This window comes from Nocardioides lijunqiniae (assembly GCF_015024225.1).
Taxonomy (GTDB): domain Bacteria; phylum Actinomycetota; class Actinomycetes; order Propionibacteriales; family Nocardioidaceae; genus Nocardioides; species Nocardioides lijunqiniae.
This window is the reverse complement of record NZ_JACJGM010000013.1, coordinates 45,965-72,413: the sequence shown is the minus strand read 5'-3', so window position 1 is coordinate 72,413 and position 26,449 is coordinate 45,965. Positions and strand designations below refer to the sequence as shown.

The following is a 26,449-nucleotide window of genomic DNA, read 5'->3' as shown; positions in this document are numbered from 1 at the left end:
GAGGAAACGCCACCCGCCCCACCCGGGCGCGCCGATTGCGCACCCACGCCGGAGTTCGCCACAGTGCAGGGTGACCACCAGCGACGTCCCCCGTCCCGGCGACCGCGAGCGCGACCGCACCCGGCTCCCCCTCGACGTCGACACGTCCGCGCGGCCGATCGGGCCGGTGCAACCGGGCAAGGGCGCGCCGAACGTCGTGATCGTGCTGATCGACGACATGGGCTACGGCGCCTCGACGGCGTACGGCGGTCCGTGCGAGATGCCGACGGCGGAGCGGCTGGCCGGGGAGGGGCTGCGCTACAGCCGCTTCCACGTCACCTCGCTGTGCTCCCCCACCCGGCAGGCGCTGCTGACCGGCCGCAACCACCACTCGGTCGGCATGGGCGTGACCTCGGAGATGTCGACGCCGGAGCCCGGCTACCACGGCTACCGGCCGGCCAGCGCGGCCACGATCGCCCAGATCCTCGGCGGCAACGGCTACTGCACGGCGGCGTTCGGCAAGTGGCACCAGACCCCGCCGGTGGAGGTGAGCCCGTCGGGGCCGTTCACCCGCTGGCCCATGGGTGAGGGCTTCGACTTCTTCTACGGCTTCATGGGCGCCGAGATGAACCACTGGTACCCCCAGCTCTACGCCGGCCGGCACCCCGTCGAGCCCGACCGGCTCCCCGAGGACGGCTACCACCTCTCGGAGGACCTAGTCGACCACGCGATCGACTGGGTCGAGAACCAGCAGGCCATCACCCCCGACCGGCCGTTCTTCACCTACCTCGCGCTCGGCGCCACGCACGCGCCGTTCCACGTGGCGCCGGAGTGGCGCGACAAGTACGCCGGCCGGTTCGACGCCGGCTGGGAGGTCCAGCGCGAGCAGACGCTGGCCCGGCAGAAGGAGCTCGGCATCGTGCCCGAGTCCGCGGAGCTGGCGCCGTGGGCCGAGGGCGTGCCCCACTGGGACGAGCTCGACGAGACCGAGCGGCGGGTCGCCGCGCGCTTCATGGAGACCTACGCCGGGTTCGCGGAGCACGCCGACGTCCAGGTCGGCCGGTTCGTCGACGCGCTCGACGACATGGGCGTCCTCGACGACACGCTGTTCTTCTACCTCCTCGGCGACAACGGCGCCTCCGGCGAGGGCGGGCCCCGCGGCACCTTCCGCGAGCACCTGGTCGGTCACGGCATCCAGGACGACACCGCCGACATGGCCGCCCGGCTCGACGAGCTCGGCTCCGCCTCGACGTACCCGATCTACCCGGTCGGCTGGGCGCTGGCGATGAACACGCCGTACCCCTGGACCAAGCAGGTCGCCTCGCACCTCGGCGGGATCCGGGACGGGATGATCGTGCGCTGGGGCGACGAGATCGCCGGGCGCGGCGAGGTCCGCCACCAGTGGCACCACGTCATCGACGTGCTGCCCACGATCCTGGAGGCGACCGGCCTGCCCGCGCCGACCACCTTCAACGGCACCGAGCAGCAGCCGATCGAGGGCACGAGCCTGCGCTACACCTTCGACGAGGTGGACGCGCCCGACCGCCCCCGCACGCAGTACTTCGAGATGGTCGGCAACCGCGGCATCTACCAGGACGGCTGGGCGGCCGTCACCCGGCACGGCACGCCGTGGGAGATGGTCGGCTCCGGCGAGCGGTCCTTCGACGACGACGTCTGGGAGCTCTACCACCTCGACACCGACTGGAGCCAGGCCCACGACGTGGCCGCCGATCACCCCGAGCGGCTGCGCGAGCTGCAGGAGGTGTTCCTCCGCGAGGCCGAGCGGCACCACGTGCTGCCGCTCGACGCGCGGGTCACCGAGCGCGAGAACCCCGAGGTCGCCGGCCGCCTCGACCTGCACGCCGGGCGCACCTCGCTCTCCTTCGGCCCCCGCGTCCGCCGTCTCTCGGAGGAGGCCGCGCCCAACGTCAAGAACCGCACCCACCTGATCACCGCCGACCTCGAGGTCCACACGGGCAGCAACGGCGTGGTGGTCGCGCAGGGCGGGCGGTTCGGCGGGTGGTCCCTGTACGTCGTCAACGGCGTGCCCCACTACGCCTACAACTTCGCCGGCCGCGACCTCACCACCGTGCGCGGGACCGCGCCGATGGTGCCGGGACGCCACGACCTGGTCGTGCGGTTCGCCTACGACGGCGGGCCGCCGGGCAGCGGGGCCGAGGTCACGCTCGAGGTCGACGGCGAGGCCGTGGGCACGGGCCGGGTCCCGGTCACCACGGGCTACTACTTCTCCTTCGACGAGACGTTCAACGTCGGCGTCGACCGCGGGACGCCCGTCACCGACGACTACCGGGCGGTGCACAACCGGTTCGAGGGGCTCATCCACCGGGTCCGCTTCGACCTGGCCGGCGTGGCCGACCCCGGCAGCGACGAGGAGCGCGCCCGCGCCGTGATGGTCCACCAGTGAGCGGCTGCTGCGCGCCCTCGCGGGACGAGGGGGACGGCCCTGCCGTCAGGGGTGTCGAGGCAGGACTCCGTCCTTCCGCAACCCCCGGGGAGCCCGCAGGCCTGGTCACCCTCCCCGGTGGGCTGGCGCAGCACGGCAGCGACGACCCCGACCACCCCGAGGAGTGGCCGGTGCGCGAGGTGACGCTCGCGCCCTACCGCGTCGCGCGGTGCGCGGTGACGACGACGGAGTTCGGAGAGTTCGTCGCAGCGACCGGCTACCGCACCGACGCGGAGCGCTACGGCTGGTCCTTCGTCTTCGGCGCCTTCCTGCCCGACGACTTCCCGCCTACCCGTGGCGTCGCGGCCGCGCCGTGGTGGCGCCAGGTCCCGGGCGCCGACTGGGCCCACCCCGAGGGCCCGCACAGCGACCTGCGCGAGCGGGGCGACCACCCCGTCGTCCACGTCTCGCGCACCGACGCCGAGGCGTACGCCGCCTGGCGGGGCGCCCGGCTGCCGACCGAGGCCGAGTGGGAGCACGCCGCCCGGGGCGGGCTCGTGGGCCGGCCCTTCCCGTGGGGCTCGGAGCTGGAGCCGGGCGGCGAGCACCGGATGAACGTGTGGCAGGGCCGCTTCCCCGAGCAGGACACCGCCGCGGACGGCTGGCGCGGCACCTGCCCGGTGGACGCGTTCGCACCCAACGACCACGGCCTGCACAACGTGACCGGCAACGTGTGGGAGTGGTGCTCCGGCGCCTGGTCGGACGCCGACGGCAGCGCGGTCAGCCGCGGCGGCTCCTACCTGTGCCACGCGTCGTACTGCCGCCGCTACCGGGTCTCGGCGCGACAGCCGCACTCGCCCGACTCGAGCACCGGCAACCTGGGCTTCCGGCTGGCCGCCGACGTCTGAGCCACCGGCTCAGTCGACCGTGCGCACCTCGCGCGACGTGGCGCCGGAGGAGCGGTCGGCGATCTCGATGCGGGTGCCGTCGGTGGCGGCGACCGCGCCGGCGACCGTGATCTCCACGAGACCGTCGTCGAACACCGCGTGGATCTGCTCGGCCTCGGTGCCCTCGGGCAGCGTGACCGCGCGCCGGAAGGCGCCGTGGAAGCGCTCGCGGATGAGGAATTGCGCCGACTCGTCGTCCGCCCCGGTGGGTCGCGTGCCCGAGACGGTGAGCACCCCGTGGCTGAAGCTCACGTCGACGTCGGCGGGGTCGACCCCGGCGAGCTCGACGCGGATCACCAGGTCGTCGCCGTGGGACAGGATGTCGGTCGACGGCACCCACGCCGAGGCGTGCGTGCGCTCGGAGACCTCCACGCCGTGCTCGCCCCGGCCGTGCAGGCCGACCGAGCGCATCCGCGAGAGCTCGCTGAAGAAGTCGGTGACGCCCTCGAAGGGGTTGCGGTGCTCGCTCATCGGGTCTCCTCGGTCTCGACGCGTCGGGCGGGCGCCGACGTCACGGGCTCGGCGTCGTGCGGCTCGTCACGGGGCGCCCGGGTCTCCTCGCGCAGCGCCTTGACCCAGCAGTAGGCCACGCCCACCAGGACGATCGTGAACGGCACCGAGCCCAGCACCGCCGCCTGCTGCAGGGCGGCGAGCCCCCCGACCAGCAGCATCGCGCAGGCGATGCCACCCATCAGGACGCCGAGCACGACGATGACGAGCTTGGGCGGGGTGAGCGAGCCGCGGGAGGCCAGCGTGGCCATCACCACCGACGCCGCGTCGGCGCCGCTGATGAAGAAGAGCGCGATCAGCAGGATGCACAGCGCCGAGCTGAGCACCGGCAGCGGCAGCACGTCGAGCGCGGTGAAGAGCGACAGCTCGGGCGTGTCCAGCGAGCTCAGGAAGTCGGCCTCGCCGTTGCGCTGCAGCTCGATGCCGGTGCCGCCCACGATCGCGAACCAGAAGAACCCGAAGCCGGTGGGCGCCGCGACGACCCCGACGATGAACTCCCGGATGGTGCGCCCGCGGGAGATGCGGGCGACGAACATGCCCACGAACGGCGCCCAGGAGACCCACCAGGACCAGTAGAAGATCGTGTTCTTGGCCATCCACTGCTCGTCGCCGACGCCGGTCTCCAGCGACATCGGCAGCACCTGGATGATGTAGGTGCCGATCGACTCGATGCCGTTGGAGATCACCAGGACCGTGGACCCGCCGACGACGAGGAAGAACACGAAGAGCCCGATCGTGGCGAAGGCCCCCAGGTTGGCCAGGTAGTTGATCCCCTTCTCGACCCCGGAGACGGCCGAGAGCAGGAAGAGCGCGGTGACCACGACGATGATCAGGACCGCGACGCTGTCCTTCTGCTTCACGTCGAAGAGGTAGTGCAGACCGCTGTTGAGCTGGAGCCCGTTGAGGCCGAGCGCGGTGGCCGTGCCGAACAGGGTGGCCACGATCGCCAGGGCGTCGATGAGCCGGCCGATCGGCCGCGTGGACGCGTCGGGGCCGAGGATCGGGGAGAACGTCGAGCTGACCAGGATCGGCTGGTTCTTGCGGTAGCCGAAGTAGGCCATGGCGCCGCCCATGACGGCGTACATCGCCCAGCCGTTGAAGCCCCAGTGGAAGTAGGTGTAGCGCAGCGCGGTGAGCGTCGCCTCCTCGCTCTGCGGCTCGGCGAGCTGGTGGGGCGGGGTGTTCCAGTGGGCGATGGGCTCGGAGATGCCGTAGAAGAGCAGGCCCGCGCCGAGGCCGGCGGCGAACATCATCGAGACCCAGGAGAACGTCTTGAAGTCGGGTCGCGAGTCGTCGGGTCCCAGCCGGATCCGGCCCCACGGCGAGACCGCGAGCACCACGCAGAGGACCAGGACGCCGGTGGCGACCAGGATGAACGCCCATCCGAAGTTGCCGACCACCCAGCCGAGCGTGGTGTCCATGACCGATTTCAGGCCGTTCGGGCGGACCAGCCCCCAGCCCACGAAGACCGCGATCAGGGCCGCCGACCCCCAGAAGACCGGAGGGTCGACGTCCTTCAGGTACCGCTTCATCCGTGCCCCCAGAGCATCACGTCCTGGGCCGGCCGGTCGGACCCGAGGTGGGCGACCACCCTCGTCGCGTCGCCCCGCGGGTGTCAATGTGACACCGCCGAGATGGCCGGTAGGCGCTCCCTATCGCTCGCCGGCGCCCCAGGTCGGTCCAGGTCAGCCCAGGTCAGCCCAGGTCGGCGAGGTCGAGCACGAACCGGTAGCGCACGTCGTTGCGCTCCAGCCGCTCGAGCGCGGTCGCGACCTGGCGCGACGGCAGCACCTCCACGTCGGCGGTGATGCCGTGCTCGCCGCAGAAGTCCAGCAGCTCCTGGGTGGCCGGCCGGCCGCCGCTGCCGCTGGAGCTCAAGCGCTTGCGGCCGATCAGGAGCGCGAGCGTCTCGACCGTCACCGGCCCGAGGTGGCCGACCGAGCAGAGGGTGCCGTCGAGGGCCACGGCGGCGAGGTAGGGGCCCAGGTCGTGCTCGGCCGACACCGTGTCGATCACCAGCTCCAGGGTCCCGGCCACGCGGGCCATGTCCTGCGCGTCCGTCGAGACGACGACGTCGTCGGCGCCCAGGGCGCGCGCGTCGTCGGCCTTGCGCGGCGAGGTCGTGAACACCGTGACCCGCGCGCCGAGCGCGTGCGCGAGCTTGACCGCGAGGTGGCCGAGCCCGCCCAGGCCGACCACGCCGACCGTCGTGCCCTCGCCCACGCCCCACTGCCGCAGCGGCTCCCAGACGGTGATGCCGGCACACATCAACGGCGCGACGGCGGCCGGGTCGAGCCCGGGCGGGCGGCGGTAGACGAACCCCTCCCGCACGACGTACTCGGCGGAGTAGCCGCCGCTCGTCACGGTGCCGTCGGTCCGGTCGCGGCCGCCGTAGGTGAGCGTGGGGTACTCCACGCAGAAGTTCTCCTGGCCGATCTCGCACATCGCGCACACCCCGCAGGAGTCGACGATGTTGCCCACGGCGACCGGGTCGCCCACCGCGAACGCCGTCACGTCGGCGCCGACCGCGGCGACCTCGCCCACGAACTCGTGGCCGGGGACGACCGGGAAGGCGTCGGCGTCCCGCGCCTTCAGCGCGTGCAGGTCGGTGTGGCAGACCCCGCAGTGGGTCACGCGCACGGCGACGTCGTCCGGCCGCAGGTCACGGCGCTCGATGCTCACGAGCTCGAGCGCCGCGCCGGGGGCGGCTGCCTGGAAGGCCTGGGTCTCGCGCATGGTGTCCCCTTAAAGAAACAAACTAGTTGGTTGGTTCCAACACTCAACCACGACGACTCCCGGATTCCAAACCGACCGGTTGGTAATCTCGGCGCATGACCCCGCCCGAGCCGACCGTCGCGCCGACCCCCAAGGGCGAGGCCACGCGACGACGGATCATGGACGCGGCGACCGCGGAGTTCGCCGAGCACGGCATCGCCGGGGCGCGCGTCGACCGGATCGCGGCGGCCGCCAGCTCCAACAAGGCGCAGCTCTACGCCTACTTCGGCAGCAAGGACCGGCTCTTCGACACCGTCTTCCGCGAGTCGCTCGAGCGCATCGTCGAGGTCGTGCCGATCTCCGCCGACGACCTCGCCGACTGGGCGGTGCGGCTCTACGACGAGTACATCGCGCACCCCGAGCTGATCCGGCTGGCCACCTGGTCGCGCCTCGAGCGCCGCCCCACCGGGCACCTCACCGAGGACCGCCTGGACGAGGCCAAGCTGGCGGCGATCGCGTCGGCCCAGGAGTCGGGCGGGATCCGCCCGCTCCCCGGCGCGGAGCCGTTCGACGTGATGGCCATGGTGATCTCCATGTCCATGGCCTGGTCGCCCGTCAGCAACGTCTACGCCGCCACCGCCTCCGAGCCGGCCCGCGTCCACCGCCAGCGACGCGAGCTGCTGCGCGAGTCCGTGCGCCGGGTCTTCGCCGCCGACGGCTGAGCGCCGAGCACGACCCGCGGCCCGCGGGCTCAGCCCATGGAGTGCAGGCGCTGCGGGGTGATCGTGAGGACGAGACGCTGCTGGTCGCGGCCGCCGTACCAGGGGTAGGGGCCGCCGGTGTAGCGCTGCGCGAGCATCTCGATGTGCTCGGCCCCGCCGTCGGTGGTCGCGTCGCTGACCACGCCCCGGATCTCGTGGTAGCGGCTGGGGTTCGCGGGGTCGGACACCGCCAGCGAGACCCGCGGGTCGCGGGTGACGTTGCGCGCCTTCTGGTGGGTCACCACGGTGTTGACCAGGACGTGCGCGCCCTCGGCGTCGACGTCGACCCAGGTCTGCGTGAGCTGGGGCGAGCCGTCCGGCATGGTCGTCGCGAGGTAGCAGGTGGCGCCCGAGCGCAGCAGTCGCACGAGCTCGTCGGGAAGGGGGACGGCGGTCGGGGAGCTCATGGGACCATGCTCCCCGACGCAGGAAGGGCTGTCGGAGCCTGGCCCTACCGTCGCGACATGTCCTCCTCACAGCACGACTTCGACTTCGTCCTCGGGCGCTGGTCGGTCCGCAACCGCAAGCTCGTCGACGTCACCGACCCCGACTGCGACGAGTGGGTCGAGTTCGACGCGACCAGCGTCGTCGCCCCGGTCCTCGGCGGGATCGGCCACGTCGACCAGATGAGCGTGCCCACCCCCGCCGACAGCGCCCCGCCGTTCGAGGCCATCACGTTGCGCCTGTTCGACCCCACCGACGGGACCTGGCGGATCTGGTGGAGCTCGACGCGAGCGCCGGGGGTCCTCGACACCCCGGTCGTCGGCAGGTTCGACGGCACCCACGGCGTCTTCGAGGCCGTCGACACGGTCGCGGGGCGCCCCACGCTGGTCCGCTTCGACTGGTTCGCCGAGGACCCCGACCTGCCGCGCTGGCAGCAGTCGTTCTCCTACGACGGCGGCACCACCTGGGCGCTCAACTGGCAGATGTTCTTCCACCGCGGCTGACCCCGGTGGTCACACCTGTCCCGGCTCGCGCGTCAGTGAGACGAGACCAGCCGACGTGGAAGGGTGCCGACCGTGGACCAGACCGAGGAGTTCGAGGCGGAGCGACCGCGCCTGATCGGGATCGCGAGCCGCGTGCTCGGCGACCCCGTGGAGGCCCAGGACGTCGTGCAGCAGGCGTGGCTGCGCCTGCACGGGACGGACGCCGAGATCGAGAGCCTGCCGGCGTGGCTCACGACCGTGACGACACGGCTGTGCCTGGACCGGCTGCGCGCCCGCACGCCGGTCCCGGTCGACGACCTCGACCCCGGAGAGACCGTCGGCGACCCGGCCGACGAGGTGGCCCTCGCCGACACCGTGGGGCTCGCTCTCCACGTCGTCCTCGAGCGGCTCTCGCCGCGCGAGCGGGTCGCCTTCGTGCTGCACGACAGCTTCGGCTTCGAGTTCCCGACGATCGCCTCGGTCCTCGACACGACCCCGGCGGCCGCGCGCAAGCTCGCCTCGCGCGCTCGCGCCAAGGTCGCCCAGCCCGCCCCCGAGGACCGATTGGCCGACTGGGAGGTCGTCGACGCGTTCATGGCCGCGGCCAAGAGCGGCGAGTTCGAGCGCCTGCTGCGGATGCTGGCCCCCGACGCCACCGTCTCCGCCGACGACGCCGCCGTGCTGGCCGGCACCCCGCAGCGCATCGAGGGCCGTGACGAGGTGGCGACGTTCTTCAACGGCAGCGCCCAGGCCGCGCTCCCGGTCTTCGTCGGCGACCGCCCGGGCACCGCGTGGTTCCACCTCGGCGAGGCCAGGGTCGTCTTCGACTTCACCGTCGCCGAGGGCCTCGTGCGTGCCATCACCTTCCGCGCCGAGCCCGACGTGCTGTCGCGGGTCGTGCGCCGCGACGGCGGCCGCACCCGCGACTGAGCGGTCACACCCTCGGCGCCCCGCGCGTCAGCACCACAGCACCCGTCCCACGACACCAGGAGAAGCCATGAAGACCATGACCTGCCGCGATCTCGGCGGCCCGTGCGAGCTCGCCCACCACGGCGAGAGCGCCGACGACGTCATCAACGCCCAGGACCGGCACCTCAAGGAGGCCGAGAAGGCCGGCGACGCGTCGCACCAGGAGGCGCGCGACGCGATGAAGAGCCGCTGGCGCCACCCGAAGCGGTCGCTGGGCTGGTACCGCGACACGAAGCAGGCCTTCGCCGACCTCCCGGAGGACTGAGCCGCCCACCCCGCCGGGCGTCTTGAGCGCGCGTGCCAGGGTGGAGCGCATGACGCAGACCCCTGGCTCGCCGGCACCTGACTCATCCTCACCCGTGGTCGTCGTGACCGGGGCCAACGGCCTCGTCGGCGCCCGCACCTGCGCGGCGCTGGTCGAGCGCGGCGCGACCGTCCGCGCCGTCGTACGTCGGTCCGGCGCGGCGCCGGCGCTGGCCGGCGTCGAGGAGTGGGTCGGCGAGCTCGACGACCCGGCGTTCGCGGCCACGGTGGTCGGCGGCGCCGACGCGGTCGTCACGACCGTGCACCCGATGAGCAGCGACCGCGAGACCCAGCATCGCGTCGGCGTCGAGGGCACCACCGCCATCGCCCGCACCGCGGCCGACGCGGGCGTCGCCCGGCTGGTCCACGTCTCCACGGGCGCGGTCTACGACCGGGCGCCGGGCGACCGCGACGTCGACGAGTCCTCGCCGCTCGCGCCCGACGACGCCGGCGACTACCCCGTGACCAAGCGCGACGCCGACCTCGCCCTGGGCGGGGTCGAGGGCCTGACCCGCGTGCTGCTGCGCCCGCCGGCCATCCTGGGCGCCGGCGAGACGTCGGTGTGGAACTCGCTGCGACCGGCCGCGATGCGCGAGCAGGAGCAGGCGCGCCACGCCGTGCCCCACCAGACGTTCCCGTGGGTGCACGTCGACGACCTGGCCGCCTTCGCCGCCGACGTGGCCACCGGCGCGGTCGCGGCGACCGACGACCCCGCGACCGGTCCGGTCGAGGGCGGCTGCACCGCCGTCAACGTGGCGGCCGGGTCCGCGACCCAGCGCGACTACGTCGAGACCGCGACCCGCGCCGTGGGCGTCGAGCCGGTATGGGACGAGCACGACGTGTGGACCGGACGCTACGTCGCCGACCGCGCCCGCGCCTGGGGCTGGACCCCGCGGGTGGACCTCGCGCAGGCGCTGGCCGAGATCGAGGACGGACTGCGGGGCTAGCCCGCGGCCTCCTCGAGCCGGGCGACCGCCTCGGCGTGGCCGAAGAGCCCCGGCAGCCCCCCGGTGTGCAGGAGCACGCAGCGCTGGCCGGGCACGATCTCGCCCTCGCGCACGGCGGCGGCGAGACCGGCCAGCGCCCTTCCGGTGTACGTCGGCTCGAGCACCAGGCCGGTCGTGCGCGCGGCCAGCAGCACGGCGTCCCACGCGGGCGCCGCTAGCCGGTCGTAGGCGGCGCCCACCTGGTCGGTGCGGATCCGCAGCGCCGGATCGGGACCGGCCGAGCCGTCGAGCAGGTGGGCCACGGCGGCGTGGGCGTCGGGCACCGCCCCGCAGTGCACGCCCAGGACCCGCTCGGCTCCGAGCGCCTGGACCAGCCCGGCCATCGTGCCGCCCGAGCCGAGCGCCACGGCCACGTGCCGCAGGTCCGGCACCTGCTCGGCCAGCTCGCGGCCCGCAGCGGCGTAGCCCTGCACGCTGAGGGTCGTCGAGCCGCCGAACGGCACGACGTGGGGGCGGGCGCCGTCGGCGGCCACCTCGCCGGCCACGCGCTCCGCGGCGGCCCGCAGCCCGTCGGCGTCGACCGCGCCGGCCCAGACCACCTCGGCGCCCAGGAGGGCGTCGAGCAGCAGGTTGCCCCGCGGCCCACGAGGCGCGTCACCGGCCAGGACCAGCACGACCCGCAGCCCGAGGCGGGCGCCGGCGGCGGCGGTCAGGCGGGCGTGGTTGCTCTGCGCGGCGCCGGTCGTGACCAGGGTGTCGCTGCCGGCCGCGACGGCCTCGGCGCAGGTCCACTCGAGCTTGCGCACCTTGTTGCCGCCGCCGCCGGGCCCGACCAGGTCGTCGCGCTTGACCAGGAGGTCGTCCGGGGCGAGCCCCAGGGCGGTGGCGAGACGAGGGGCGGGCTCGACGGGCGTGCGCCACGAGCCGAGGTCGAGGGGGGTCACAGCCATGCCCGAGTCGTACCACGCTCCCCGGTCAGGCGTCGCGGCGGCGCAGCAGGACGTGCGCGAGGGCCAGGAGCGCGCCGGTCTCGAATGCGAAGACCGCGAAGCCGGTCCAGGGCTCCAGCAGCATCGGGTTGAACGGCACCACCATGGAGACCGCCGAGCCGGCGTTGCCCGGCATCAGCTTGACCAGCCACTCGCCGAGCGTGCCGGGCACGAGGTTGGCCATGTTGCCCAGGATCAGCATCAGGGCCAGGACCACCGAGATGGTGGCCGCGGTGTGGCGCAGCAGGAAGCCGACCGCGACGCTGAACAGGCCGATCCCGGCCACGAACAGCCCGCCGCCGACCACCGCGCGGAGCATGTCGCCCTCCAGCGCGATGCCGATGCCCTCCCGGTCGAGGAAGTAGTTGCCGCCGGCGTACCCGGCCAGGGCGGTGAGCGTGCCCACGACGAAGAGCACGGTGGTGACGACCAGCGACTTGGCGGCGAGCACGCGGCCGCGGGAGGGGACGGCGGCGAGGCTGCTGCGGATCATGCCGGTGGAGTACTCGGTGGTGACCGCGAGCGCTCCCAGGATGGCCGCGGAGATCTGCGCGAACATCATCCCCCAGGTGATGAACGACCCCGGCGACTCGTCGGCGTCGCCGCCGGCCAGCCACTCGGCGTTGCCCCAGCAGATCAGCACGGTCAGCCCGGCGCCGAGGACGAACGTCGCGGCGAGGGTCCACCAGGTGGAGCGGACGGTGGACAGCTTGAGCCACTCGCTGCGCAGCACGGCGCCGAAGCCCGGCCCGGACGACGGTCGGGGGCTCGTGGTGGAGGGGCGCTCCACGGACGTGGCGGTCATCGGGCCGATCCCTGGAGGGATGCGCTGCCGGCGTGGAACTCCACGCTGTCGGCGGTGAGCGCCATGAACGCGTCCTCGAGCGAGGAGCGCACCAGCGTCAGCTCGTGCAGGACCAGGCCCCGCGCGGCCACCGCCTCGCCGATGGCGGGCGCGTCCAGACCGGTGACCCGGAGCTCGGAGCCCTGCCCGGTCGCCGAGGCGACCATCTCGACCTCGGCGTCGCGCGACTGCAGGAGCCGCCCGACCTCGGTGAGGGCGGGCGCCTTGACCCGCACGTACGACGCGGCGTGGTCGGTCATGAAGTCGCCCATCGAGCAGTCGGCCAGGATGCGGCCGCGCCCGATCACGATCAGGTGGTCGGCCATCAGCGACATCTCCGACATCAGGTGGCTGGAGACGAAGACCGTGCGACCCTCGTCGGCCAGCTGCCGGGCGAAGGTGCGCACCCAGCGGATGCCCTCCGGGTCGAGGCCGTTGACCGGCTCGTCGAGCACGACCACGGGCGGGTCGCCCAGCATCGCGGCGGCGATCCCGAGGCGCTGGCCCATGCCGAGGGAGAACCTCCCGGCGCGCTGCCCGGCGACGCTCTCCAGGCCCACCAGGTCGAGCACCTCGCCGACCCGCGTCGTGGGGATGCCGTTGGACGCCGCCATCCACCGCAGGTGGTCCCGCGCGGACCTCCCGGGGTGGATGGCGTGCGCGTCGAGGAGGGCGCCGATCTCGCGGAGCGGCGCCTGCGCGGCGGCGTAGCGGTGCCCGTTGACGCTCACCGTGCCGGACGTCGGCGCGTCCAGGCCGAGGATCATCCGCATCGTCGTGGACTTGCCGGCGCCGTTGGGGCCGAGGAAGCCGGTCACCCGGCCGGGCTCGACGACGAAGTCGATGCCGTCGACCGCGACCCGGTCGCCGTCCTTGCCGGGGAAGCGCTTCGTCAGCGCGTGCGCGCGGATCATCACCGCGCCCGTCGGGTGGTCGTGGAGGTCATGTCCTCAGCGTGCTGGCTCGACCCCGCCGCGCACATCGGGGACGACCCCGGGCTCGACCCCGGTCCTGCTCTCGGGGTGCCCGGGGTCGGACCGGGTCCGGCGGCGGCCCTGACGGAAGCCGCGAACCGCCGCGCGGGGGCGGCGTACGGCGCTAGGTTGCGACGCATGACCCTCGCGAAGACCGTGCTCGTGCCCGTTGCCGCCGTCGCGCTCGTCGCCTCCGGGGTGGGGATGGGCTGGAGCGCCGCGGCCGACGACCCCGAGCCGGTCGTCGTCGTGCGCGAGCTGCTCGCCCAGGACGTCGCCCCTCGCGGCGCCCCCGACCGCACGCTCGGCCTCAACCGGGTGACGGTGATGCCCGGCGCCCGCCTGGCCAGCCACCACCACCCCGGCACGCAGATCGCGTACGTCGAGTCCGGCGTCCTCACCTACACCGTCGAGACCTCCTCGGCCGTCGTGCGCACCGGACCCTCGGACCGGCCCCGCGTCGTTCGTCGGGTCAAGGCCGGGCAGACCGCGCGCCTGCGCCCCGGGCACTGGATCGTCGAGCAGCCGCGCATGACCCACCACGCCGCCAACCGCGGCACCACCCCCGTGGTCCTCTACATCTCCACCCTCTTCCGCACCGGCGCTCCCGCGGCCATCCCCGACTGACCTGCGACGGGTCCGGTGGATCCGTGGCAGGCTGGACCCGTGCCAGTGACACGAGGCTTCGGCGGCGGCAGCAGGCGGGGACGGCCGGAGCGGCTGCCCCCCGGTCAGTACGACACCGGGCGCGACTGGCCGGTCCTCACGGCCGAGGCGCAGCCGCGCATCGCGCCGGAGGACTGGACGATCACGGTCGACGGCGCGGTGGAGCGTCCGCACACGTGGAGCTGGCGCGAGGCGCACGCGCTGCCGGGCTCGACCTACTTCGGCGACATCCACTGCGTGACGACCTGGTCGATGCTCGACACGACGTTCGCCGGCGTCAGCGTCGACACGCTGCTCGAGCTAGCGGGGCCGCAGCCCGAGGCGGCGTACGTGATGGCGCACTCCTCGACCGGCTACACCACCAACCTCCCGCTCGCCGACGTGACCGACGGCAAGGCCTGGCTCGTCTGGGAGTACGACGGTCGCCCGCTGGCCGCGGAGCACGGCGGGCCCGTGCGGCTGCTGGTGCCGCACCTGTACTTCTGGAAGTCGGCCAAGTGGGTCGACCGGCTGGAGCTGATGACCCGAGACCGGCCGGGGTTCTGGGAGCAGAACGGCTACCACGACCGTGGCGACCCGTGGCTGGAGCAGCGCTACCAGGGCGACCCGTGAGCGCACCGGCCGAGGCCGCGCCCGCGCCGGTCGGGCACTGGACCACGGGCACCGTCGTCGAGCTGGAGCGACTCGGCGACCGCCTGGTCCGGCTGCGCCTCGACGTCGCCGACCGCACCGACCACCTCCCCGGTCAGCACTACGTGCTGCGGCTGCGCGCACCCGACGGCTACACCGCCCAGCGCTCCTACTCCGTCGCCTCCTCGCCCGACGACCCGCTGCTGGAGCTGATGGTCGAGTGCCTGCCGGGCGGCGAGGTCTCCGGCCACCTGCACGACGTCGCCGACGTCGGCGACGTCTTCGAGCTGCGCGGCCCGATCGGCGGCTGGTTCACCTGGTCCGGCGAGGCGACCGCGCTGTGCGTGGTCGGCGGCACCGGCGTCGTGCCGGTCGTGGCGATGCTGCGTCACGCACGCGCCCACGGACTCACCGACCGGCTGCGCGTGGTCGCCGTCGGCCGGAGCCTGGCCGAGCTGCCCTACGCCGCCGAGCTGATCGAGGCGGGCGCGTTCGTGGCGCTGACCCGTGAGAACCTCGGCGACCGCGTCGCCGCCCCGCCGTACCCGGAGGAGATCGCCGCGCTCGCCGACGGCGTCGAGCGGGCCTACGTGTGCGGGTCGGTCGGCTTCGCGTCGTACGCCACCCGCCTGCTGGGCGAGATCGGCGTCCGGTCCGACACGATCCGCATCGAGCAGTTCGGCGCTACCGGCTGACGCTCGGCGCCCCGAGCGCCTCGCGCTGGGAGGCGACGATCGCGGCCAGCGCCGGCCTCGCGTGGCGGCTGAAGTGCGGGAAGCTCAGGAAGCCGTGCGGCATGACGTGGAAGTCCTCGACGCGCGCGTGCACGCCCGCCGCGACCAGCGCCTCGGCGTAGCGCACCCCGGCGTCGTGCAGCGGGTCGAGCCCCGCCACCACGACGACGGCCGGGGGCAGCCCGGAGAGGTCGGTCGCGTGCAGCGGCGAGAGCCGCCAGTCGGAGGGGTCGTCGGTCTCGGAGAGGTAGAAGCTGCGGAAGATCTCCATGTCGGCGTTGCTCAGGACGATGCCGCGGGTGTTGCCGACGTACGACTCGTGCTCGCGCAGGCCCTCGGTGAGGTCGGTCGCGGGGTAGATCAGCGCCTGGTGCAGCACCCGGGGGCCGCCCGCCTCGCGGGCCATGATCGCGACGACGGCGGCGAGGTTGCCGCCGGCGCTGTCGCCCATGAGCCCGAGCCGCTCGGGGTCGCCGCCGAGCTCGTCGGCGTGGCCGGCGGTCCACACGAGCGCGTCGTAGCAGTCCTCGACGGCGGCCGGGAAGCGGTGGGTGGGCGCCAGCCGGTAGTCGACGGAGACCACGACGGCGTCGAGGTCGGCCGCGACGTGCGAGCAGATCCAGTCGCCCTGGCGCGAGCTGCCGAGCGCGAAGCCGCCGCCGTGGAAGTTGACGACCACCGGGCGCGGACCCGCCGGCGCGTCGGGCGTGTAGATCCGCAGCGGCACGTCGCCGTGCGACGCCGGGAAGGAGCTGGTCGCGATGGTGACGCCGGCGCGCGGGCGCCCGACGAAGATCCCGGCGACCAGCGCGCCGAGACCGGCGTCGGGGATCACCTGGGTCTGGGCGCGCTGCAGGGCGCGCTCGTCCATGTGCTCGACGGAGAAGCTCTTGTTGGCCTTCATCAGGCGGTCGATCGCACGCACGCCGGGAGGCAGCCTGGGCTCGTTCATGACACCGATTGTGTCAGCGTGCCGGTGACCCGGCGCTCGGGCGGGTCAGTCGTCGCCCCAGCTGGCGTCCGCGTCGGCCTGCTCGAGGTCGGCCTCGAGCTTGGCGACGGCGTCGGGGTCGCCGTGGAAGCGGCGGTAGCTGTAGACGATGAGCGCGAGCGCGATGAAGCCGGACGCGATCTGGGTGACAGCCGTGGCGACGCCGCCGGGCAGCCACCAGGCGTCGCTGAGCGGCCACCACTCCGGCGCGGGCGGCTGCCAGATCCACAGGGCGCCGGCCGCGAAGAGGACCAGCACGCCGAACACCGAGACGACCAGCCGCGGGATCGTCTCGACGCTCTCGGCCGCGCCCTTGAGCGCGCGGAACTTGATCGGCGCGAGGCGGCGCTCGGCCCACTCGTACTGCTGGGAGAGGATCGCCAGCCCGCCGAAGACCATGAGCAGGCCGGGGCCCGGGAGGATGAGCGCCGCGATCCCGGCGACCACGAGGAGCCAGCCGACCGCTTCGACCCCGACACGCTTCGCCGCATTCATGACCCGAGCATCCCAGACCCCGCCAACCGCGGCATCCGGGACGACCCCGACCCGTCCCCCGGATCCGGGGGACGGGTCCGTCAGCCGCCGTACCGGGCGAGGTAGGCGCGGCCCTCGTCGGAGAGGGTGCCGTGGGCCTCGGCCACCCTGGCCCAGCGGACGGCCATGCGCAGGAAGCGCAGGGGGTTGTAGACGTCCTCCTCGCGGCTCCAGAGCCCGTCGCCGGCGTAGGTCATGATCGTGAGGTTGGAGGCCTCGTGGACCGAGCCGTCGCCGGGGTCGGGCATCACGTTGCGCACCTCGCAGAGCAGCCGCGAGGTCGGGACGTCGACGACCTGCCAGGCCAGCGGGAAGCCGGTCATCGCCGCGCCGGGGAACGACGTCATCGTGGCCACCGACCACTCGCGGATCGCCGCGCGGCCGCGGAACGTGCCGAACGCGTGCTCGACGTACTCCGCGTCCTCGGTGAAGCTGAGCGCGAAGTCGTCCCAGTCGCCGGTGCGCGCGTGCTCCTGCACGCGGGCGTGCATGGCGGCGTACGCCTCGGTGATCTCGGCGGCGGAGAAGGTGCCCGTGCGGTCGGTGCTCACGAGGCCATCCAACCAAGGAACAAGAACAGGTTCTAGTGTCGCCTCGAGCCGGCTAGTGCCGTCCCGCCGGGTCCGCGACCGGCTCCGGGTCCTCGTCGCCCGCGTCCTCACCGGCCGCACTGGCCGCGCTGGGCCGGGAGGCCGCCAGCGACGTCAGCGTGGTGACGACGAGGATCGCCAGGATCACGGCGAGCGAGGCGAGCGTGGGGATGTCCGGCACGGCCGGCCACGTCAGGTGGGCCCAGTGGAGCGCGAGCTTGACGCCGATGAAGCCCAGGATCGCCGCCAGCCCGAAGCCCAGGTGCACGAGTCGGGCGAGCGCGCCCTGCAGGACGAAGTAGAGCGCCCGCAGGCCCAGCAGCGCGAAGGCGTTGGTGGCGAAGACGAGGTAGGGGTCGCCGGTGATGCCGTAGACCGCCGGCACGGAGTCGATCGCGAACACCAGGTCGGTCGCCAGGACCGCCACCACGACGAGGGCGAGCGGGGTGAGCGCCCGACGGCCCCCGCGCAGCACGGTCATCCTCGGACCGTCGTACTCGTCGGTGACGGGCATCAGCCGTCGGGCGAGGCGCACGACCCGCAGCTGGGACACGTCGACCTGGTGGTCCTGGCCCTTCAGGGCGTCGCGGAGCAGCTTGACGCCCGTGGCGAGCAGCACCAGGCCGAACACCAGGAACACCCAGTCGAAGGCGCTGAGCGCGGCGGCGCCGAGCGCGATGAACGCACCGCGCATCAGCAGCGCGCCGACGATGCCGTAGAGCAGGACCCGCTGCTGCAGCGCGGCCGGTACGGCGAAGGCCGCCAGCAGCAGCATGAAGACGAACAGGTTGTCGACGCTGAGCGCCTTCTCCACGACGTAGCCGGTGTAGTACTCCACGCCGCGCTCGCTGCCGTGCTGCGACCAGACGTAGCCACCGAACGCGAGCGGCAGGGCGACGTAGAACGCCGACCAGGCGACGGCCTCCTTCATGGAGACCTCGTGGGGGCGGCGGGTCACGACGAAGTCGACGACGAGCAGCACCACGACGGCGGCGATGGTGACGGCCCACAGGCCGGGGGTGCCGATCGTGTCCAGCGCCAGCGGCGTGGGCATCGGCAGGGCGGACGACAGCATGCAGGTCTCCTCAAGTGGTGATCACTTGAGGTCTTCCTCACCGGCCCCGTGGGACCGGCGACCGCCCGAGACGGCGTCGGAGCCGTCGTACTGACCGGGCGGTGCTTGGGCGAGGTACTCCCCTCGCGGACAGGCTACGGGCGGCACCCAAGAGCGACGGCGACGCGCCGGAGGATTGCGCTGCCGACCACTTGGAGGATAATGTTTAGTAATCCACTGCATTAGTGGATCACAGTCGACTACGTCGGGCCCGGTGCAGGGTCCGAACAGCCGGAAGGTCCACCATGCGCAAGCTCATCGTCCTGGGGTTCGTCGGACTCCTCGCCCAGCTCATCGACGGCTCCCTCGGGATGGCCTACGGCGTGACGTCGTCGACGCTCCTGCTGGCCGCCGGCCTGGCCCCCGCGTCGGCCTCCGCCGCGGTGCACTTCTCCGAGATCGGGACCTCGCTGGTCTCCGGCTTCTCCCACCACAAGCTCGGCAACGTCGACTGGCGCACCGTCTCGATCCTGGCCATCCCGGGCTTCGTGGGCGCCTTCGCCGGCGCGACGTTCCTCGCGGGCCTGGACGGCGACGTCGCCAAGCCCTGGGTCGCCGGCATCCTGCTGAGCCTCGGCATCTACGTCATCTGGCGCTTCCTGGTGCTCGGCGGCCGCCGTCCCACCTTCAAGAGCCGCCCGTCCGCGCGCATGCTCGCGCCGATGGGGCTCGTCGGCGGCGCGCTCGACGCCATCGGCGGCGGTGGCTGGGGCCCCGTGGGCACCACGACGCTGCTGTCGTCGGGCCGCCTCGAGCCCCGCAAGGTCGTCGGCTCGATCGACACCTCGGAGTTCGTGGTCGCCGTCGGCGGCTCGCTGGGCTTCCTGCTGGCCCTCGCCTCCGAGGACATCCCCTGGAGCTACGCGCTCGCCCTGCTCGCCGGCGGCGTCGTCGCCGCGCCGGTCGCGGCGTGGCTGGTCAAGAAGCTCGCCGCGCGGGTGCTCGGCGTCGCGGCCGGCGGCCTCATCGTCCTGACCAACTCCAAGACCATCGCCGAGACCCTCGGCGCCGGCACGGGCACGGTCATCGCCGTCGCCGCCGTGCTCGCGGTCCTGTGGGTGACCGGCATCGTCTGGGCCGTCCGCCAGGAGCGCCTCACCCGGGCCCTCGAGCGCGCCGCCGAGCGCGAGACGGAGCCGGCCCCCGCCTGACAGCGGCCGTCGTCGGCCCTCAGCTGGTGCGGGAGGCGTACGACGTGGCCGCGGCGTAGACCGCGTCGACGTAGGACTGGGCGTGGTTGTAGGAGAAGATCCCGCCGGCCCAGCCCGAGCCGGTGGTGAGGTCGCGGCCGTCGTGGCACAGGTAGCGCGCCGCGGCGTAGGCCGCGTCGTCGATGTCGTTGGGGTTGGCGCGGCCGTCGCCGTCGCCGTCGGAGGCCCAGGTGTCCCAGGTCGACGGGATGAACTGCAGCTGCCCCACGGCGTGGTCCCACCGCGGGTCGCCGTGCCAGCGCGTGGAGTCGGCCGTCGCTGGGATCGCCGCGACGTCGCCGACGCCGTCGAGCGCCGGCCCCAGGATCCGTCGCGACGACGTGCCGTCGTCGCGGAGCGTGCGCCCGCCGATCGTGCCGTGCTGCGACTCGACCCAGCCGATCCCGGCCAGCGTGGTCCAGCCGATCCCGCAGTCGGCGTCGGCCTGCACCGTCGCGCGGGCGTAGGCGAGCACCGCCCGCTCGGGGATGCCGGCGCGCGCGGCCGTCGTGCTCACCCAGGCGGCGTCGATGGTGGGCACGGTGCTCGCCGGGGCGGCGGCCGCGGTGGCCGGCGGCGGAGCCGCGGCGGGTACGGCGCCCGGCGTCAGGTCGAGCGGCTCGCGACCGCCGTAGAGCGACTGCTGGAGCACGAAGCCGACCCCGCCGATGACGGCCAGCGCCGCGAGGAGGAGCACAGCGCTGCGCAGGGGGGAGCCGGTCATGACGGTCCCCAGTATGCGATGCCGCCCCACGCGCCACGACATCGTGGCCCGCACCTGGCGGCCCCTGGCGACACTGCGGCACTAGGCTCGCGCCCATGGGGCAGCGCCGTACCGACGTGCGCCGCCGCAACCCGTTCGGCTCGCGCCTGCTGGGCGCCGCCGACCAGTCGGCCCGGGCGCTGCGGATCCGCGTCCAGGTCCTGCTGACCGCACTCCTGGTCACCACCAACGTCGTGGGCGCGGTGCTGGTCTTCGTCATCTCCTACTTCGTGGTGCCCGCCCCTCGGCCCACGGCCGCGACCGTGCTGTCACTGGCCATCGCCGTGCCCGTCTACGTCGCCGCCGCGGTCGTGGTGGGCGCGGCCGTGGGCACGACCACCACGCTGCGGGCACTGCGCTGGGCCACCACGGGCGCCGCCCCCGACGACGCCGACCGCCGTACGGCGCTGCGCGTGCCGCTGCGGCTGACGCTCATGCAGGCGGGGATGTGGCTGGTGGCCACCGCGCTGTTCACGCTGCTCGCCGTCGTCCTGCAGCCCAGCCGCGCGCTGAGCACCGGACTGACGGTGGGCATCGCCGGGCTGGTGTCGTGCGGGGTGGCGCACCTGCTGACGGAGTTCACGCTGCGCCCGCTGGCCGCGCGGGCGCTGGCCGGCGAGGCGGTCAGCCGCCGGCCGCGCGGCGCCGGCGTGGGCGGTCGGATGGTGCTCTTCTGGTGGCTGGGCACGGGCGCACCGGTCGTGGGCCTGCTCGTCGCGGCGATCGTGGCGCTCACCGACGACGACACCTCGCTGGTCCGGCTGGCCGTGACGGCGCTGGTCCTGGCGGGCGTGATCCTGGTCTTCGGCTTCCTGCTCACCGTGCTCAACGCCCGCTCGGTCGTCGCCCCGATCCTGTCCGTGCGCGACGCGCTCCTCGACGTCGAGCACGGCGACCTCGACCGAGAGGTCCCGGTCTACGACGGCACCGAGCTCGGGCTGCTGCAGTCGGGCTTCAACCAGATGGTGAGCGGGCTGCGCGAGCGCGAGCACCTGCGCGACCTCTTCGGCCGCCACGTGGGACGCGACGTCGCGCAGCTCGCGGCCGACGGCGAGGTCGAGCTGGGCGGCGAGACCCGCGTGGTCTCGGTGGTGTTCGTCGACCTCGTCGGCTCCACGACGTACGCCGAGGCGCACTCGGCCACCGAGGTCGTGCAGGTGCTCAACCGGTTCTTCGCCGTCGTCGTCGACGAGGTCGACCGGCACGGCGGGCTGGTCAACAAGTTCATGGGTGACGCCGTGCTCGCGATCTTCGGGGCGCCGGTCGAGCTCGACGACCACGCCGGCGCGGCGCTGGCCGCCGCGCGGACGATGGCGGAGCGGCTGGCCGCGGAGGTGCCCGAGATCGGCGCCGGCATCGGCGTCGCCACGGGCGAGGTCGTCGCGGGCAACGTCGGCCACCAGGAGCGCTTCGAGTACACCGTCATCGGCGACGCGGTGAACTCCGCGGCCCGCATCACCGACCTCGCCAAGGACGTCGACGGGCGGCTGCTCGCCGCGTGGCACACGGTGGAGTCGGCGCAGCGGTCAGGCGACGGCGACGCCGCGGCGTGGGTGCGCCACGACAGCGTCACGCTGCGCGGCCGCGGCGCGCCGACCGAGCTGGCGGTGCCCTACCAGCGCTCGTGAACGGCGGCGCGGAAGCGCTGGTCGTAGATGCGGTGCACGCCCTCCTCGACGTCCTCGCCGAGCGGAGCGGCCTGACCGGCGGCGGCGTTGGAGCGCGACTGCTCGACGTTGCGGGCACCCGGGATGACCGTGGAGACGCCCGGCTGCTGCCAGACCCAGGCGATCGCGGCCTGGGCCGGCGTGAGGCCCTCGGGCACCAGCGCCGCGAACTCCTGCGCCGCGGCGACCCCGGTCTCGAAGTCGACGCCGGAGAAGGTCTCGCCGATGTCGAAGGCGCTGCCGTCGCGGTTGTAGGTGCGGTGGTCGTCGGCGGCGAACGTCGTGCCGGCGTCGTAGCGGCCCGAGAGCAGGCCCGAGGCCAACGGGACGCGCGCGATGATGCCGACGCCGGCCGCCTCGGCCGCGGGCAGCACCTCGTCGAGCGGCTTGAGGCGGAAGGCGTTGAGGATGATCTGCACCGACGCGACGCCCGGGCGCGCGATCGCGCTCAGCGCCTGGGCGGCGGTCTCGACGCTCACGCCGTACGCCGCCAGGGAGCCGTCGGCGACCAGGGCGTCGAGCGCGTCGTACGTCGCGTCGTCGTCGATCACCGCCGAGGGCGGGCAGTGCAGCTGTACGAGGTCGAGGGTGTCGACGCCGAGGTTGCGGCGCGACCGGTCGACCCAGGCGCGGAAGTTGTCGGGCGTGTAGCTCTCCGGGAGCTGCTCGGCGCGGCGGCCCATCTTGGTCGCGACCGTGAAGCCGGCGTCGGCGTGGTCGGCCAGGAAGCGCCCGACGATCTGCTCGCTGCGGCCGTCGCCGTAGACGTCGGCGGTGTCGAAGAACGTCACGCCCTCCTCGGCGGCGGTCTCCAGGACCGCCCGGGCGTCGCTCTCCGAGACGTCGCCCCAGTCGGCGCCGAGCTGCCACGTGCCGAGGCCGACGACGGAGACGAGTCGGCCGGTGCGTCCGAGGGTGCGCTGTTCCATGCCCCCGACCCTAGGCGGCGCCTGGTGGTCGGCGGTCGGGTGGTGGTCGCGGATGCAGTTGGACTCGCCGAGCGCGGACGGGCTCAGGCGAGGCCGCGGCTGGCGAAGTCGGCGAGCTCGTCGGCGGCGCGGTCGAGGGCGAGCGTGAGGTCGGGGAGGTGGGCGTCGGTGGGGAGCTCGCCGGCGAGGCCGCGGCGCTCGACCTCCTCGCACAGCCCGGCCAGGGCGAGCAGGCCGAGGGTGGCGGCGCTGCCGCGCAGCGCGTGCGCCTCGCGCGCGACAGCGGCGGGGTCGCCGGCGGCGGCGGCCTCACGCAGCCGCTCGGCGGTGGCGGTCGCCGTGGGCACGAAGCGCTCGATCATCCGCGCCACCAGCTCGCGGGGGATGCCGTCGCGGTCGATGAGCTCGCGCAACCGGCGGGCGGCCGGCGAGTCCTCGGGCTCCACCGGCTCGGGGGCAGGGGCGACCGGGGCCGGGCGCTCGGGCACCCAGCGCGCCAGCGTGGCCTCCAGCAGGTCGACGTCGACCGGCTTGGAGAGGAAGTCGTCCATCCCGGCGGCCAGGCAGCGCTCCCGCTCGTCGGCGATCGCCGCGGCCGTCATGGCGACCACCGGCGTACGCACGCCGCTGCCGCGCTGCATCGCCCGGATCGCGCGGGTGGCGTCGAAGCCGTCCATCACCGGCATCTGGCAGTCCATCAGGATCACGTCGAACCCGTCGGGGGCGTCGGCCAGCGCCGCCACGCCGGCAGCGCCGTTGTCGGCGAGCACCACGTCGTAGCCGAGCCGTCGCAGCACCCCCTCGGCGACGAGCTGGTTGACGTTGTTGTCCTCCACGACCAGCACCCGGCCGCGCCCGGTCGCCCCGGCCGTCGCCGTCGCCGGTCCCGCGGCCGTCACCGCCGCCGGGTCCATCCGTCCGCCCAACGTGGCCAGCACGTCGAGCAGCCTCGTCGGCAGCACCGGCTTGCTCACGAACAGGTCGACGCCCACGTCGGTCAGCCACTCCGCCGTCGGCTCCTCGGCCGCGGACAGCAGCACCAGGCGGGTCTGGTCGTGGCGCTTCTCGGCCCGCAGGATCCGGGCCAGCTGCTCGCCGTCGACCCCGGGCATCAGGTGGTCGAGCAGCACCACGTCGTACGGCGTGCCGGTGCGGACCGACGCGTCGAGCTGCACCAGCGCCTCGTAGGCCGACTCCGTGGCCGTCACGTCGACGCGCCAGACGGCCAGCTGCTCGGCCAGGCTGGTGCGGTTGGTCTCGTTGTCGTCAACGACCAGCACCCGCAGGCCGGCCACCGAGTCCTCGCGCGACGCGTCGCGTCGCGGCCCCGCGCTCAGCGGGGTCTCGAAGGACGCGGTGAACCAGAAGGTGCTCCCGACCCCGAGCCGGCTCTCCACCCCGATGTCGCCGCCCATCGCGGACACGATGCGCCTGCTGATCGCCAGCCCCAGCCCGGTGCCGCCGTACTCACGGGTGGTCGAGCTGTCGGCCTGGCTGAACGCGTCGAACAGCCGCGCCTGCGCCGACTCCTCCACGCCCACGCCGGTGTCGGTGACCTCGACGCGCAGCACGGGACCGTGCTCGCCGACCCGTCCGGTCGTGCGCACCACCACCTCGCCCTCGGAGGTGAACTTCACCGCGTTGGCCGCGAGGTTGGTGACCACCTGGCCGAGCCGGACCGGGTCGCCGCGCACGAGCCGCGGCAGGTCGGGCGCGCCCGCCACGACGAGCTCCAGGCCCTTCTCGCGCGCCTTCTCGGCGACCAGCCCGACGCTCTGCTCGAGGACCTCGCGCGGGTCGAAGTCGACCTCCTCGAGGTCGAGGTGGCCGGCCTCGATCTTCGACAGGTCGAGGATGTCGTTGACCAGCGCCAGCAGGGTGCGTCCGGCCTGGTCGACGCCGGCGGCCAGGCGCTGCTGGTGCGAGGTCAGCTCGGTGCGGCGCAGGAGCTCGCTGAGCCCGATGACGCCGTTGAGCGGGGTGCGGATCTCGTGGCTCATCGTGGCCAGGAAGTCGGACTTCGCGCGCGAGGCGCTCAGCGCCTCGTCCCGGGCGGCGGCGAGCTCCTCGGCCGCCCACTCCCGCTCCGCGACCCGCGCCAGGAAGCCGAGCATCTGGTTGAAGACGGCGAGGTCCGAGGCGCGCGGGGCGACCGGGTCGAGGGAGTCCGACACGATGACCGCAGCCAGCCGGCCGCCGTAGACGACCGGTCCGGCCACCAGGGCCGTGCCGCCGGGACCCACCTCCACCAGGGTGCGCTGGGCCTCGGCCGCGCGGGTGGCGAGGTCGCGCGCCGACCGCCGTACGTCGTCGGGGTGCTTGTCCCACGCCACGTCGATGAACCACAGCCCGCCGTCCTCGAGGTACGGCGCGGCCACCAGCACGGCGGGCCACTGGGCGTAGGGCATGACGTGCTGCTCGGCGGCGTTGAGCACCTCCTCCAGCGTGCGGGCGTCGTTGGCGGCCGAGGCCATGGCGGTCAGGAAGCCCAGCCCGAGCTCGTTCTCCTTGGCGGCGGTGACGTCCTGGAGGGTGCCGCCCATGCGCAGCGGCGTGCCGTCGCGGTCGCGGGTGACGACGCCCTGGGCGTGGACCCAGCGGGCCTGGCCGCCCTCGACGGCGACCCGCGCCTCGAACTCCAGGGTGTCGCTGCCGGCCAACATCCGCTCGAAGGCGGCGACCGCCAGGGGACGGTCGTCGGGGTGCAGGAGCTCGAAGAACGACTCCGGCGTCGCGTGGAAGGTCTCGGGGTCGACCCCGCACAGGTGGTAGGTCTGCTCGGACCACTCGGCCTCGCGCGTCAGCAGGTCGAGGTCCCAGCTGCCGATGCGGCCGATCTCCTGCGCCTCGGCGAGCTGGTGCTCGCGCCGCTGCGACTCGGCGAGCACGCGGCGCTGCTCGGTGTGGTCGCCGACCCGGTGCAGCCAGCCGCGCAGGGTCCCGTCGTCGTCGCGCAGCGGGGTGACCCGGACCTGGGCCCAGAACTCCTCGCCGTCGGTGCGGGTCACGCAGCACTCCACCTCGGTGGCGACGTCCTCGTGGTCGCGCAGCCGGCGCCGGTGGCGCTGCAGCAGCTCGAGGCCGTCGTCGTCGAGCGCCTCGGCGACGTCGTAGCCGGCGACCTCGTCGGGCGGCACGCCCAGCATCTGCGCCATCCGCTCGTTGACGTAGACGGTGGTGCCCACCTCGTCGACGACCCAGAGCCCGTCGGGCAGGGCGCGGACGATCCAGTCGTGGAGCCCCGGGGGCGGCGCGGGCCGACCGTCCTGCATCGCTCTCACCCCGTCCTCGTCCGTGCTGTTCGCGCCCACTGTAAGGGGGCCGCCCGCCGGCCGCTGCCGGTCGGGATGACCGAGTTACTAGGACGTCCTAC

At 73.8% G+C, this 26,449-nt stretch carries 26 protein-coding genes; 12 read left to right on the top strand and 14 right to left on the bottom strand.

The features are described 5' to 3' along the window. Positions 1-70 precede the first annotated feature (70 nt). Together IRQ30_RS10285 and IRQ30_RS10280 are read left to right on the top strand one after the other, a co-directional pair. Positions 71-2,404: a sulfatase-like hydrolase/transferase gene (locus tag IRQ30_RS10285; protein ID WP_193612802.1), complete on the top strand. Its 2,334-nt coding sequence runs from the start codon at positions 71-73 to the stop codon at positions 2,402-2,404. Beyond that, positions 2,401-3,291 carry a formylglycine-generating enzyme family protein gene (locus IRQ30_RS10280; RefSeq protein ID WP_420827602.1) on the top strand — a complete coding sequence of 297 codons (891 nt, stop codon included), beginning with the start codon at positions 2,401-2,403 and terminating at the stop codon, positions 3,289-3,291. The genes IRQ30_RS10285 and IRQ30_RS10280 overlap by 4 nt, the downstream gene beginning before the upstream one ends. Before the next feature lie 9 nt (positions 3,292-3,300). Here IRQ30_RS10280 and IRQ30_RS10275 read toward each other — a convergent pair whose 3' ends face one another. The 3 genes from IRQ30_RS10275 to IRQ30_RS10265 form a co-directional block, all read right to left on the bottom strand. Further along, positions 3,301-3,801, bottom strand: a complete 501-nt coding sequence (locus IRQ30_RS10275; RefSeq protein WP_193612801.1) for an Hsp20/alpha crystallin family protein — start codon at positions 3,799-3,801, stop codon at positions 3,301-3,303. Continuing rightward, the gene (locus tag IRQ30_RS10270; RefSeq protein WP_193612800.1) at positions 3,798-5,372 is read right to left on the bottom strand and encodes a BCCT family transporter; all 1,575 of its coding nucleotides are present in this window, start codon (positions 5,370-5,372) and stop codon (positions 3,798-3,800) included. The genes IRQ30_RS10275 and IRQ30_RS10270 overlap by 4 nt, the downstream gene beginning before the upstream one ends. Before the next feature lie 163 nt (positions 5,373-5,535). Further along, entirely contained in the window at positions 5,536-6,576 is a 1,041-nt protein-coding gene (locus tag IRQ30_RS10265; protein WP_193612799.1) for an NAD(P)-dependent alcohol dehydrogenase, read from the bottom strand. Between the two features lie 95 nt (positions 6,577-6,671). On the opposite strand from IRQ30_RS10265, the gene IRQ30_RS10260 reads away from it, so the two are divergent. Continuing rightward, complete coding sequence (locus IRQ30_RS10260; RefSeq protein ID WP_193612798.1) at positions 6,672-7,277, top strand: TetR/AcrR family transcriptional regulator; 606 nt, start codon at positions 6,672-6,674, stop codon at positions 7,275-7,277. Between the two features lie 29 nt (positions 7,278-7,306). Here IRQ30_RS10260 and IRQ30_RS10255 read toward each other — a convergent pair whose 3' ends face one another. Continuing rightward, positions 7,307-7,723, bottom strand: coding sequence for a PPOX class F420-dependent oxidoreductase (locus IRQ30_RS10255; RefSeq protein ID WP_193612797.1), 417 nt, complete (start codon positions 7,721-7,723; stop codon positions 7,307-7,309). Positions 7,724-7,780: 57 nt separating this feature from the next. On the opposite strand from IRQ30_RS10255, the gene IRQ30_RS10250 reads away from it, so the two are divergent. The 4 genes from IRQ30_RS10250 to IRQ30_RS10235 all read left to right on the top strand — a co-directional run bounded on the left by IRQ30_RS10250 (position 7,781) and on the right by IRQ30_RS10235 (position 10,461). Further along, positions 7,781-8,263, top strand: a complete 483-nt coding sequence (locus IRQ30_RS10250) for a hypothetical protein (RefSeq protein ID WP_193612796.1) — start codon at positions 7,781-7,783, stop codon at positions 8,261-8,263. A gap of 72 nt (positions 8,264-8,335) precedes the next feature. Continuing rightward, the gene (locus tag IRQ30_RS10245; protein ID WP_193612795.1) at positions 8,336-9,172 is read left to right on the top strand and encodes a sigma-70 family RNA polymerase sigma factor; all 837 of its coding nucleotides are present in this window, start codon (positions 8,336-8,338) and stop codon (positions 9,170-9,172) included. A 67-nt stretch (positions 9,173-9,239) separates the two neighbouring features. Next, positions 9,240-9,476 carry a DUF1059 domain-containing protein gene (locus IRQ30_RS10240; protein WP_193612794.1) on the top strand — a complete coding sequence of 79 codons (237 nt, stop codon included), beginning with the start codon at positions 9,240-9,242 and terminating at the stop codon, positions 9,474-9,476. 49 nt (positions 9,477-9,525) lie between these two features. Beyond that, on the top strand, positions 9,526-10,461 hold the full coding sequence (locus IRQ30_RS10235; protein WP_193612793.1) for an NAD-dependent epimerase/dehydratase family protein: 936 nt from the start codon (positions 9,526-9,528) through the stop codon (positions 10,459-10,461). Here IRQ30_RS10235 and IRQ30_RS10230 read toward each other — a convergent pair. The 3 genes from IRQ30_RS10230 to IRQ30_RS10220 are packed head-to-tail and all read right to left on the bottom strand — an operon-like array spanning position 10,458 to position 13,208. Beyond that, positions 10,458-11,411: a pyridoxal-phosphate dependent enzyme gene (locus IRQ30_RS10230; protein WP_193612792.1), complete on the bottom strand. Its 954-nt coding sequence runs from the start codon at positions 11,409-11,411 to the stop codon at positions 10,458-10,460. The two genes, IRQ30_RS10235 and IRQ30_RS10230, sit on opposite strands and share 4 nt — an antisense overlap. A gap of 25 nt (positions 11,412-11,436) precedes the next feature. Continuing rightward, positions 11,437-12,255 carry an ABC transporter permease gene (locus IRQ30_RS10225; protein ID WP_193612791.1) on the bottom strand — a complete coding sequence of 273 codons (819 nt, stop codon included), beginning with the start codon at positions 12,253-12,255 and terminating at the stop codon, positions 11,437-11,439. Then, a complete protein-coding gene (locus tag IRQ30_RS10220) occupies positions 12,252-13,208 on the bottom strand; it encodes an ABC transporter ATP-binding protein (RefSeq protein WP_193612790.1) in 957 nt (318 codons plus the stop codon). The genes IRQ30_RS10225 and IRQ30_RS10220 overlap by 4 nt, the downstream gene beginning before the upstream one ends. Before the next feature lie 198 nt (positions 13,209-13,406). On the opposite strand from IRQ30_RS10220, the gene IRQ30_RS10215 reads away from it, so the two are divergent. From IRQ30_RS10215 to IRQ30_RS10205, 3 genes are read left to right on the top strand one after another with little or no spacing between them, the layout of a single operon-like run. Next, entirely contained in the window at positions 13,407-13,895 is a 489-nt protein-coding gene (locus tag IRQ30_RS10215; protein ID WP_193612789.1) for a cupin domain-containing protein, read from the top strand. A 39-nt stretch (positions 13,896-13,934) separates the two neighbouring features. Next, positions 13,935-14,546 (top strand): molybdopterin-dependent oxidoreductase, encoded by a 612-nt coding sequence (locus IRQ30_RS10210; RefSeq protein WP_193607951.1) that lies wholly within the window; start codon positions 13,935-13,937, stop codon positions 14,544-14,546. Next, a complete protein-coding gene (locus IRQ30_RS10205; RefSeq protein WP_338089651.1) occupies positions 14,543-15,259 on the top strand; it encodes an FAD-binding oxidoreductase in 717 nt (238 codons plus the stop codon). The genes IRQ30_RS10210 and IRQ30_RS10205 overlap by 4 nt, the downstream gene beginning before the upstream one ends. Here IRQ30_RS10205 and IRQ30_RS10200 read toward each other — a convergent pair. From IRQ30_RS10200 to IRQ30_RS10185, 4 genes are all read right to left on the bottom strand, one after another. Next, a complete protein-coding gene (locus IRQ30_RS10200; RefSeq protein ID WP_193612787.1) occupies positions 15,249-16,250 on the bottom strand; it encodes an alpha/beta hydrolase in 1,002 nt (333 codons plus the stop codon). The two genes, IRQ30_RS10205 and IRQ30_RS10200, sit on opposite strands and share 11 nt — an antisense overlap. Positions 16,251-16,295: 45 nt before the next feature. After that, positions 16,296-16,784 carry a PGPGW domain-containing protein gene (locus tag IRQ30_RS10195; protein ID WP_193612786.1) on the bottom strand — a complete coding sequence of 163 codons (489 nt, stop codon included), beginning with the start codon at positions 16,782-16,784 and terminating at the stop codon, positions 16,296-16,298. 80 nt (positions 16,785-16,864) lie between these two features. Then, positions 16,865-17,374 carry a nuclear transport factor 2 family protein gene (locus IRQ30_RS10190; RefSeq protein ID WP_338089650.1) on the bottom strand — a complete coding sequence of 170 codons (510 nt, stop codon included), beginning with the start codon at positions 17,372-17,374 and terminating at the stop codon, positions 16,865-16,867. 52 nt (positions 17,375-17,426) lie between these two features. Then, entirely contained in the window at positions 17,427-18,488 is a 1,062-nt protein-coding gene (locus IRQ30_RS10185; protein WP_227467381.1) for a TerC/Alx family metal homeostasis membrane protein, read from the bottom strand. 284 nt (positions 18,489-18,772) lie between these two features. Here IRQ30_RS10185 and IRQ30_RS10180 point away from each other — a divergent pair, with 284 nt between their 5' ends. Next, positions 18,773-19,678 carry a sulfite exporter TauE/SafE family protein gene (locus IRQ30_RS10180; RefSeq protein WP_193612785.1) on the top strand — a complete coding sequence of 302 codons (906 nt, stop codon included), beginning with the start codon at positions 18,773-18,775 and terminating at the stop codon, positions 19,676-19,678. Between the two features lie 19 nt (positions 19,679-19,697). Here IRQ30_RS10180 and IRQ30_RS10175 read toward each other — a convergent pair whose 3' ends face one another. Next, positions 19,698-20,441: a lytic murein transglycosylase gene (locus tag IRQ30_RS10175; RefSeq protein ID WP_227467379.1), complete on the bottom strand. Its 744-nt coding sequence runs from the start codon at positions 20,439-20,441 to the stop codon at positions 19,698-19,700. 95 nt (positions 20,442-20,536) lie between these two features. Between IRQ30_RS10175 and IRQ30_RS10170 the strand changes: the two genes are divergently transcribed. Beyond that, the gene (locus IRQ30_RS10170; protein ID WP_193612784.1) at positions 20,537-22,108 is read left to right on the top strand and encodes an adenylate/guanylate cyclase domain-containing protein; all 1,572 of its coding nucleotides are present in this window, start codon (positions 20,537-20,539) and stop codon (positions 22,106-22,108) included. On the opposite strand, the gene IRQ30_RS10165 is transcribed toward IRQ30_RS10170, so the two are convergent. Both IRQ30_RS10165 and IRQ30_RS10160 read right to left on the bottom strand, forming a co-directional pair. Beyond that, entirely contained in the window at positions 22,093-23,076 is a 984-nt protein-coding gene (locus tag IRQ30_RS10165) for an aldo/keto reductase (RefSeq protein ID WP_193612783.1), read from the bottom strand. The genes IRQ30_RS10170 and IRQ30_RS10165 overlap by 16 nt on opposite strands. A gap of 83 nt (positions 23,077-23,159) precedes the next feature. After that, a complete protein-coding gene (locus IRQ30_RS10160; RefSeq protein ID WP_227467400.1) occupies positions 23,160-26,348 on the bottom strand; it encodes a response regulator in 3,189 nt (1,062 codons plus the stop codon). Positions 26,349-26,449 lie beyond the last annotated feature (101 nt).

Coding starts and splice junctions, on each gene's coding strand:
- IRQ30_RS10260 (WP_193612798.1), top strand. CDS start 6,672: ATGACCCCGCCCGAGCCGACCGTCGCGCCGACCCCCAAGGGCGAGGCC.
- IRQ30_RS10225 (WP_193612791.1), bottom strand. CDS start 12,255: ATGACCGCCACGTCCGTGGAGCGCCCCTCCACCACGAGCCCCCGACCG.
- IRQ30_RS10165 (WP_193612783.1), bottom strand. CDS start 23,076: ATGGAACAGCGCACCCTCGGACGCACCGGCCGACTCGTCTCCGTCGTC.
- IRQ30_RS10265 (WP_193612799.1), bottom strand. CDS start 6,576: ATGCGCGAGACCCAGGCCTTCCAGGCAGCCGCCCCCGGCGCGGCGCTC.
- IRQ30_RS10195 (WP_193612786.1), bottom strand. CDS start 16,784: ATGAATGCGGCGAAGCGTGTCGGGGTCGAAGCGGTCGGCTGGCTCCTC.
- IRQ30_RS10170 (WP_193612784.1), top strand. CDS start 20,537: ATGGGGCAGCGCCGTACCGACGTGCGCCGCCGCAACCCGTTCGGCTCG.
- IRQ30_RS10240 (WP_193612794.1), top strand. CDS start 9,240: ATGAAGACCATGACCTGCCGCGATCTCGGCGGCCCGTGCGAGCTCGCC.
- IRQ30_RS10200 (WP_193612787.1), bottom strand. CDS start 16,250: ATGAACGAGCCCAGGCTGCCTCCCGGCGTGCGTGCGATCGACCGCCTG.
- IRQ30_RS10185 (WP_227467381.1), bottom strand. CDS start 18,488: ATGCTGTCGTCCGCCCTGCCGATGCCCACGCCGCTGGCGCTGGACACG.
- IRQ30_RS10255 (WP_193612797.1), bottom strand. CDS start 7,723: ATGAGCTCCCCGACCGCCGTCCCCCTTCCCGACGAGCTCGTGCGACTG.
- IRQ30_RS10215 (WP_193612789.1), top strand. CDS start 13,407: ATGACCCTCGCGAAGACCGTGCTCGTGCCCGTTGCCGCCGTCGCGCTC.
- IRQ30_RS10220 (WP_193612790.1), bottom strand. CDS start 13,208: ATGATCCGCGCGCACGCGCTGACGAAGCGCTTCCCCGGCAAGGACGGC.
- IRQ30_RS10175 (WP_227467379.1), bottom strand. CDS start 20,441: ATGACCGGCTCCCCCCTGCGCAGCGCTGTGCTCCTCCTCGCGGCGCTG.
- IRQ30_RS10275 (WP_193612801.1), bottom strand. CDS start 3,801: ATGAGCGAGCACCGCAACCCCTTCGAGGGCGTCACCGACTTCTTCAGC.
- IRQ30_RS10270 (WP_193612800.1), bottom strand. CDS start 5,372: ATGAAGCGGTACCTGAAGGACGTCGACCCTCCGGTCTTCTGGGGGTCG.
- IRQ30_RS10235 (WP_193612793.1), top strand. CDS start 9,526: ATGACGCAGACCCCTGGCTCGCCGGCACCTGACTCATCCTCACCCGTG.
- IRQ30_RS10250 (WP_193612796.1), top strand. CDS start 7,781: ATGTCCTCCTCACAGCACGACTTCGACTTCGTCCTCGGGCGCTGGTCG.
- IRQ30_RS10160 (WP_227467400.1), bottom strand. CDS start 26,348: ATGCAGGACGGTCGGCCCGCGCCGCCCCCGGGGCTCCACGACTGGATC.
- IRQ30_RS10180 (WP_193612785.1), top strand. CDS start 18,773: ATGCGCAAGCTCATCGTCCTGGGGTTCGTCGGACTCCTCGCCCAGCTC.
- IRQ30_RS10230 (WP_193612792.1), bottom strand. CDS start 11,411: ATGGCTGTGACCCCCCTCGACCTCGGCTCGTGGCGCACGCCCGTCGAG.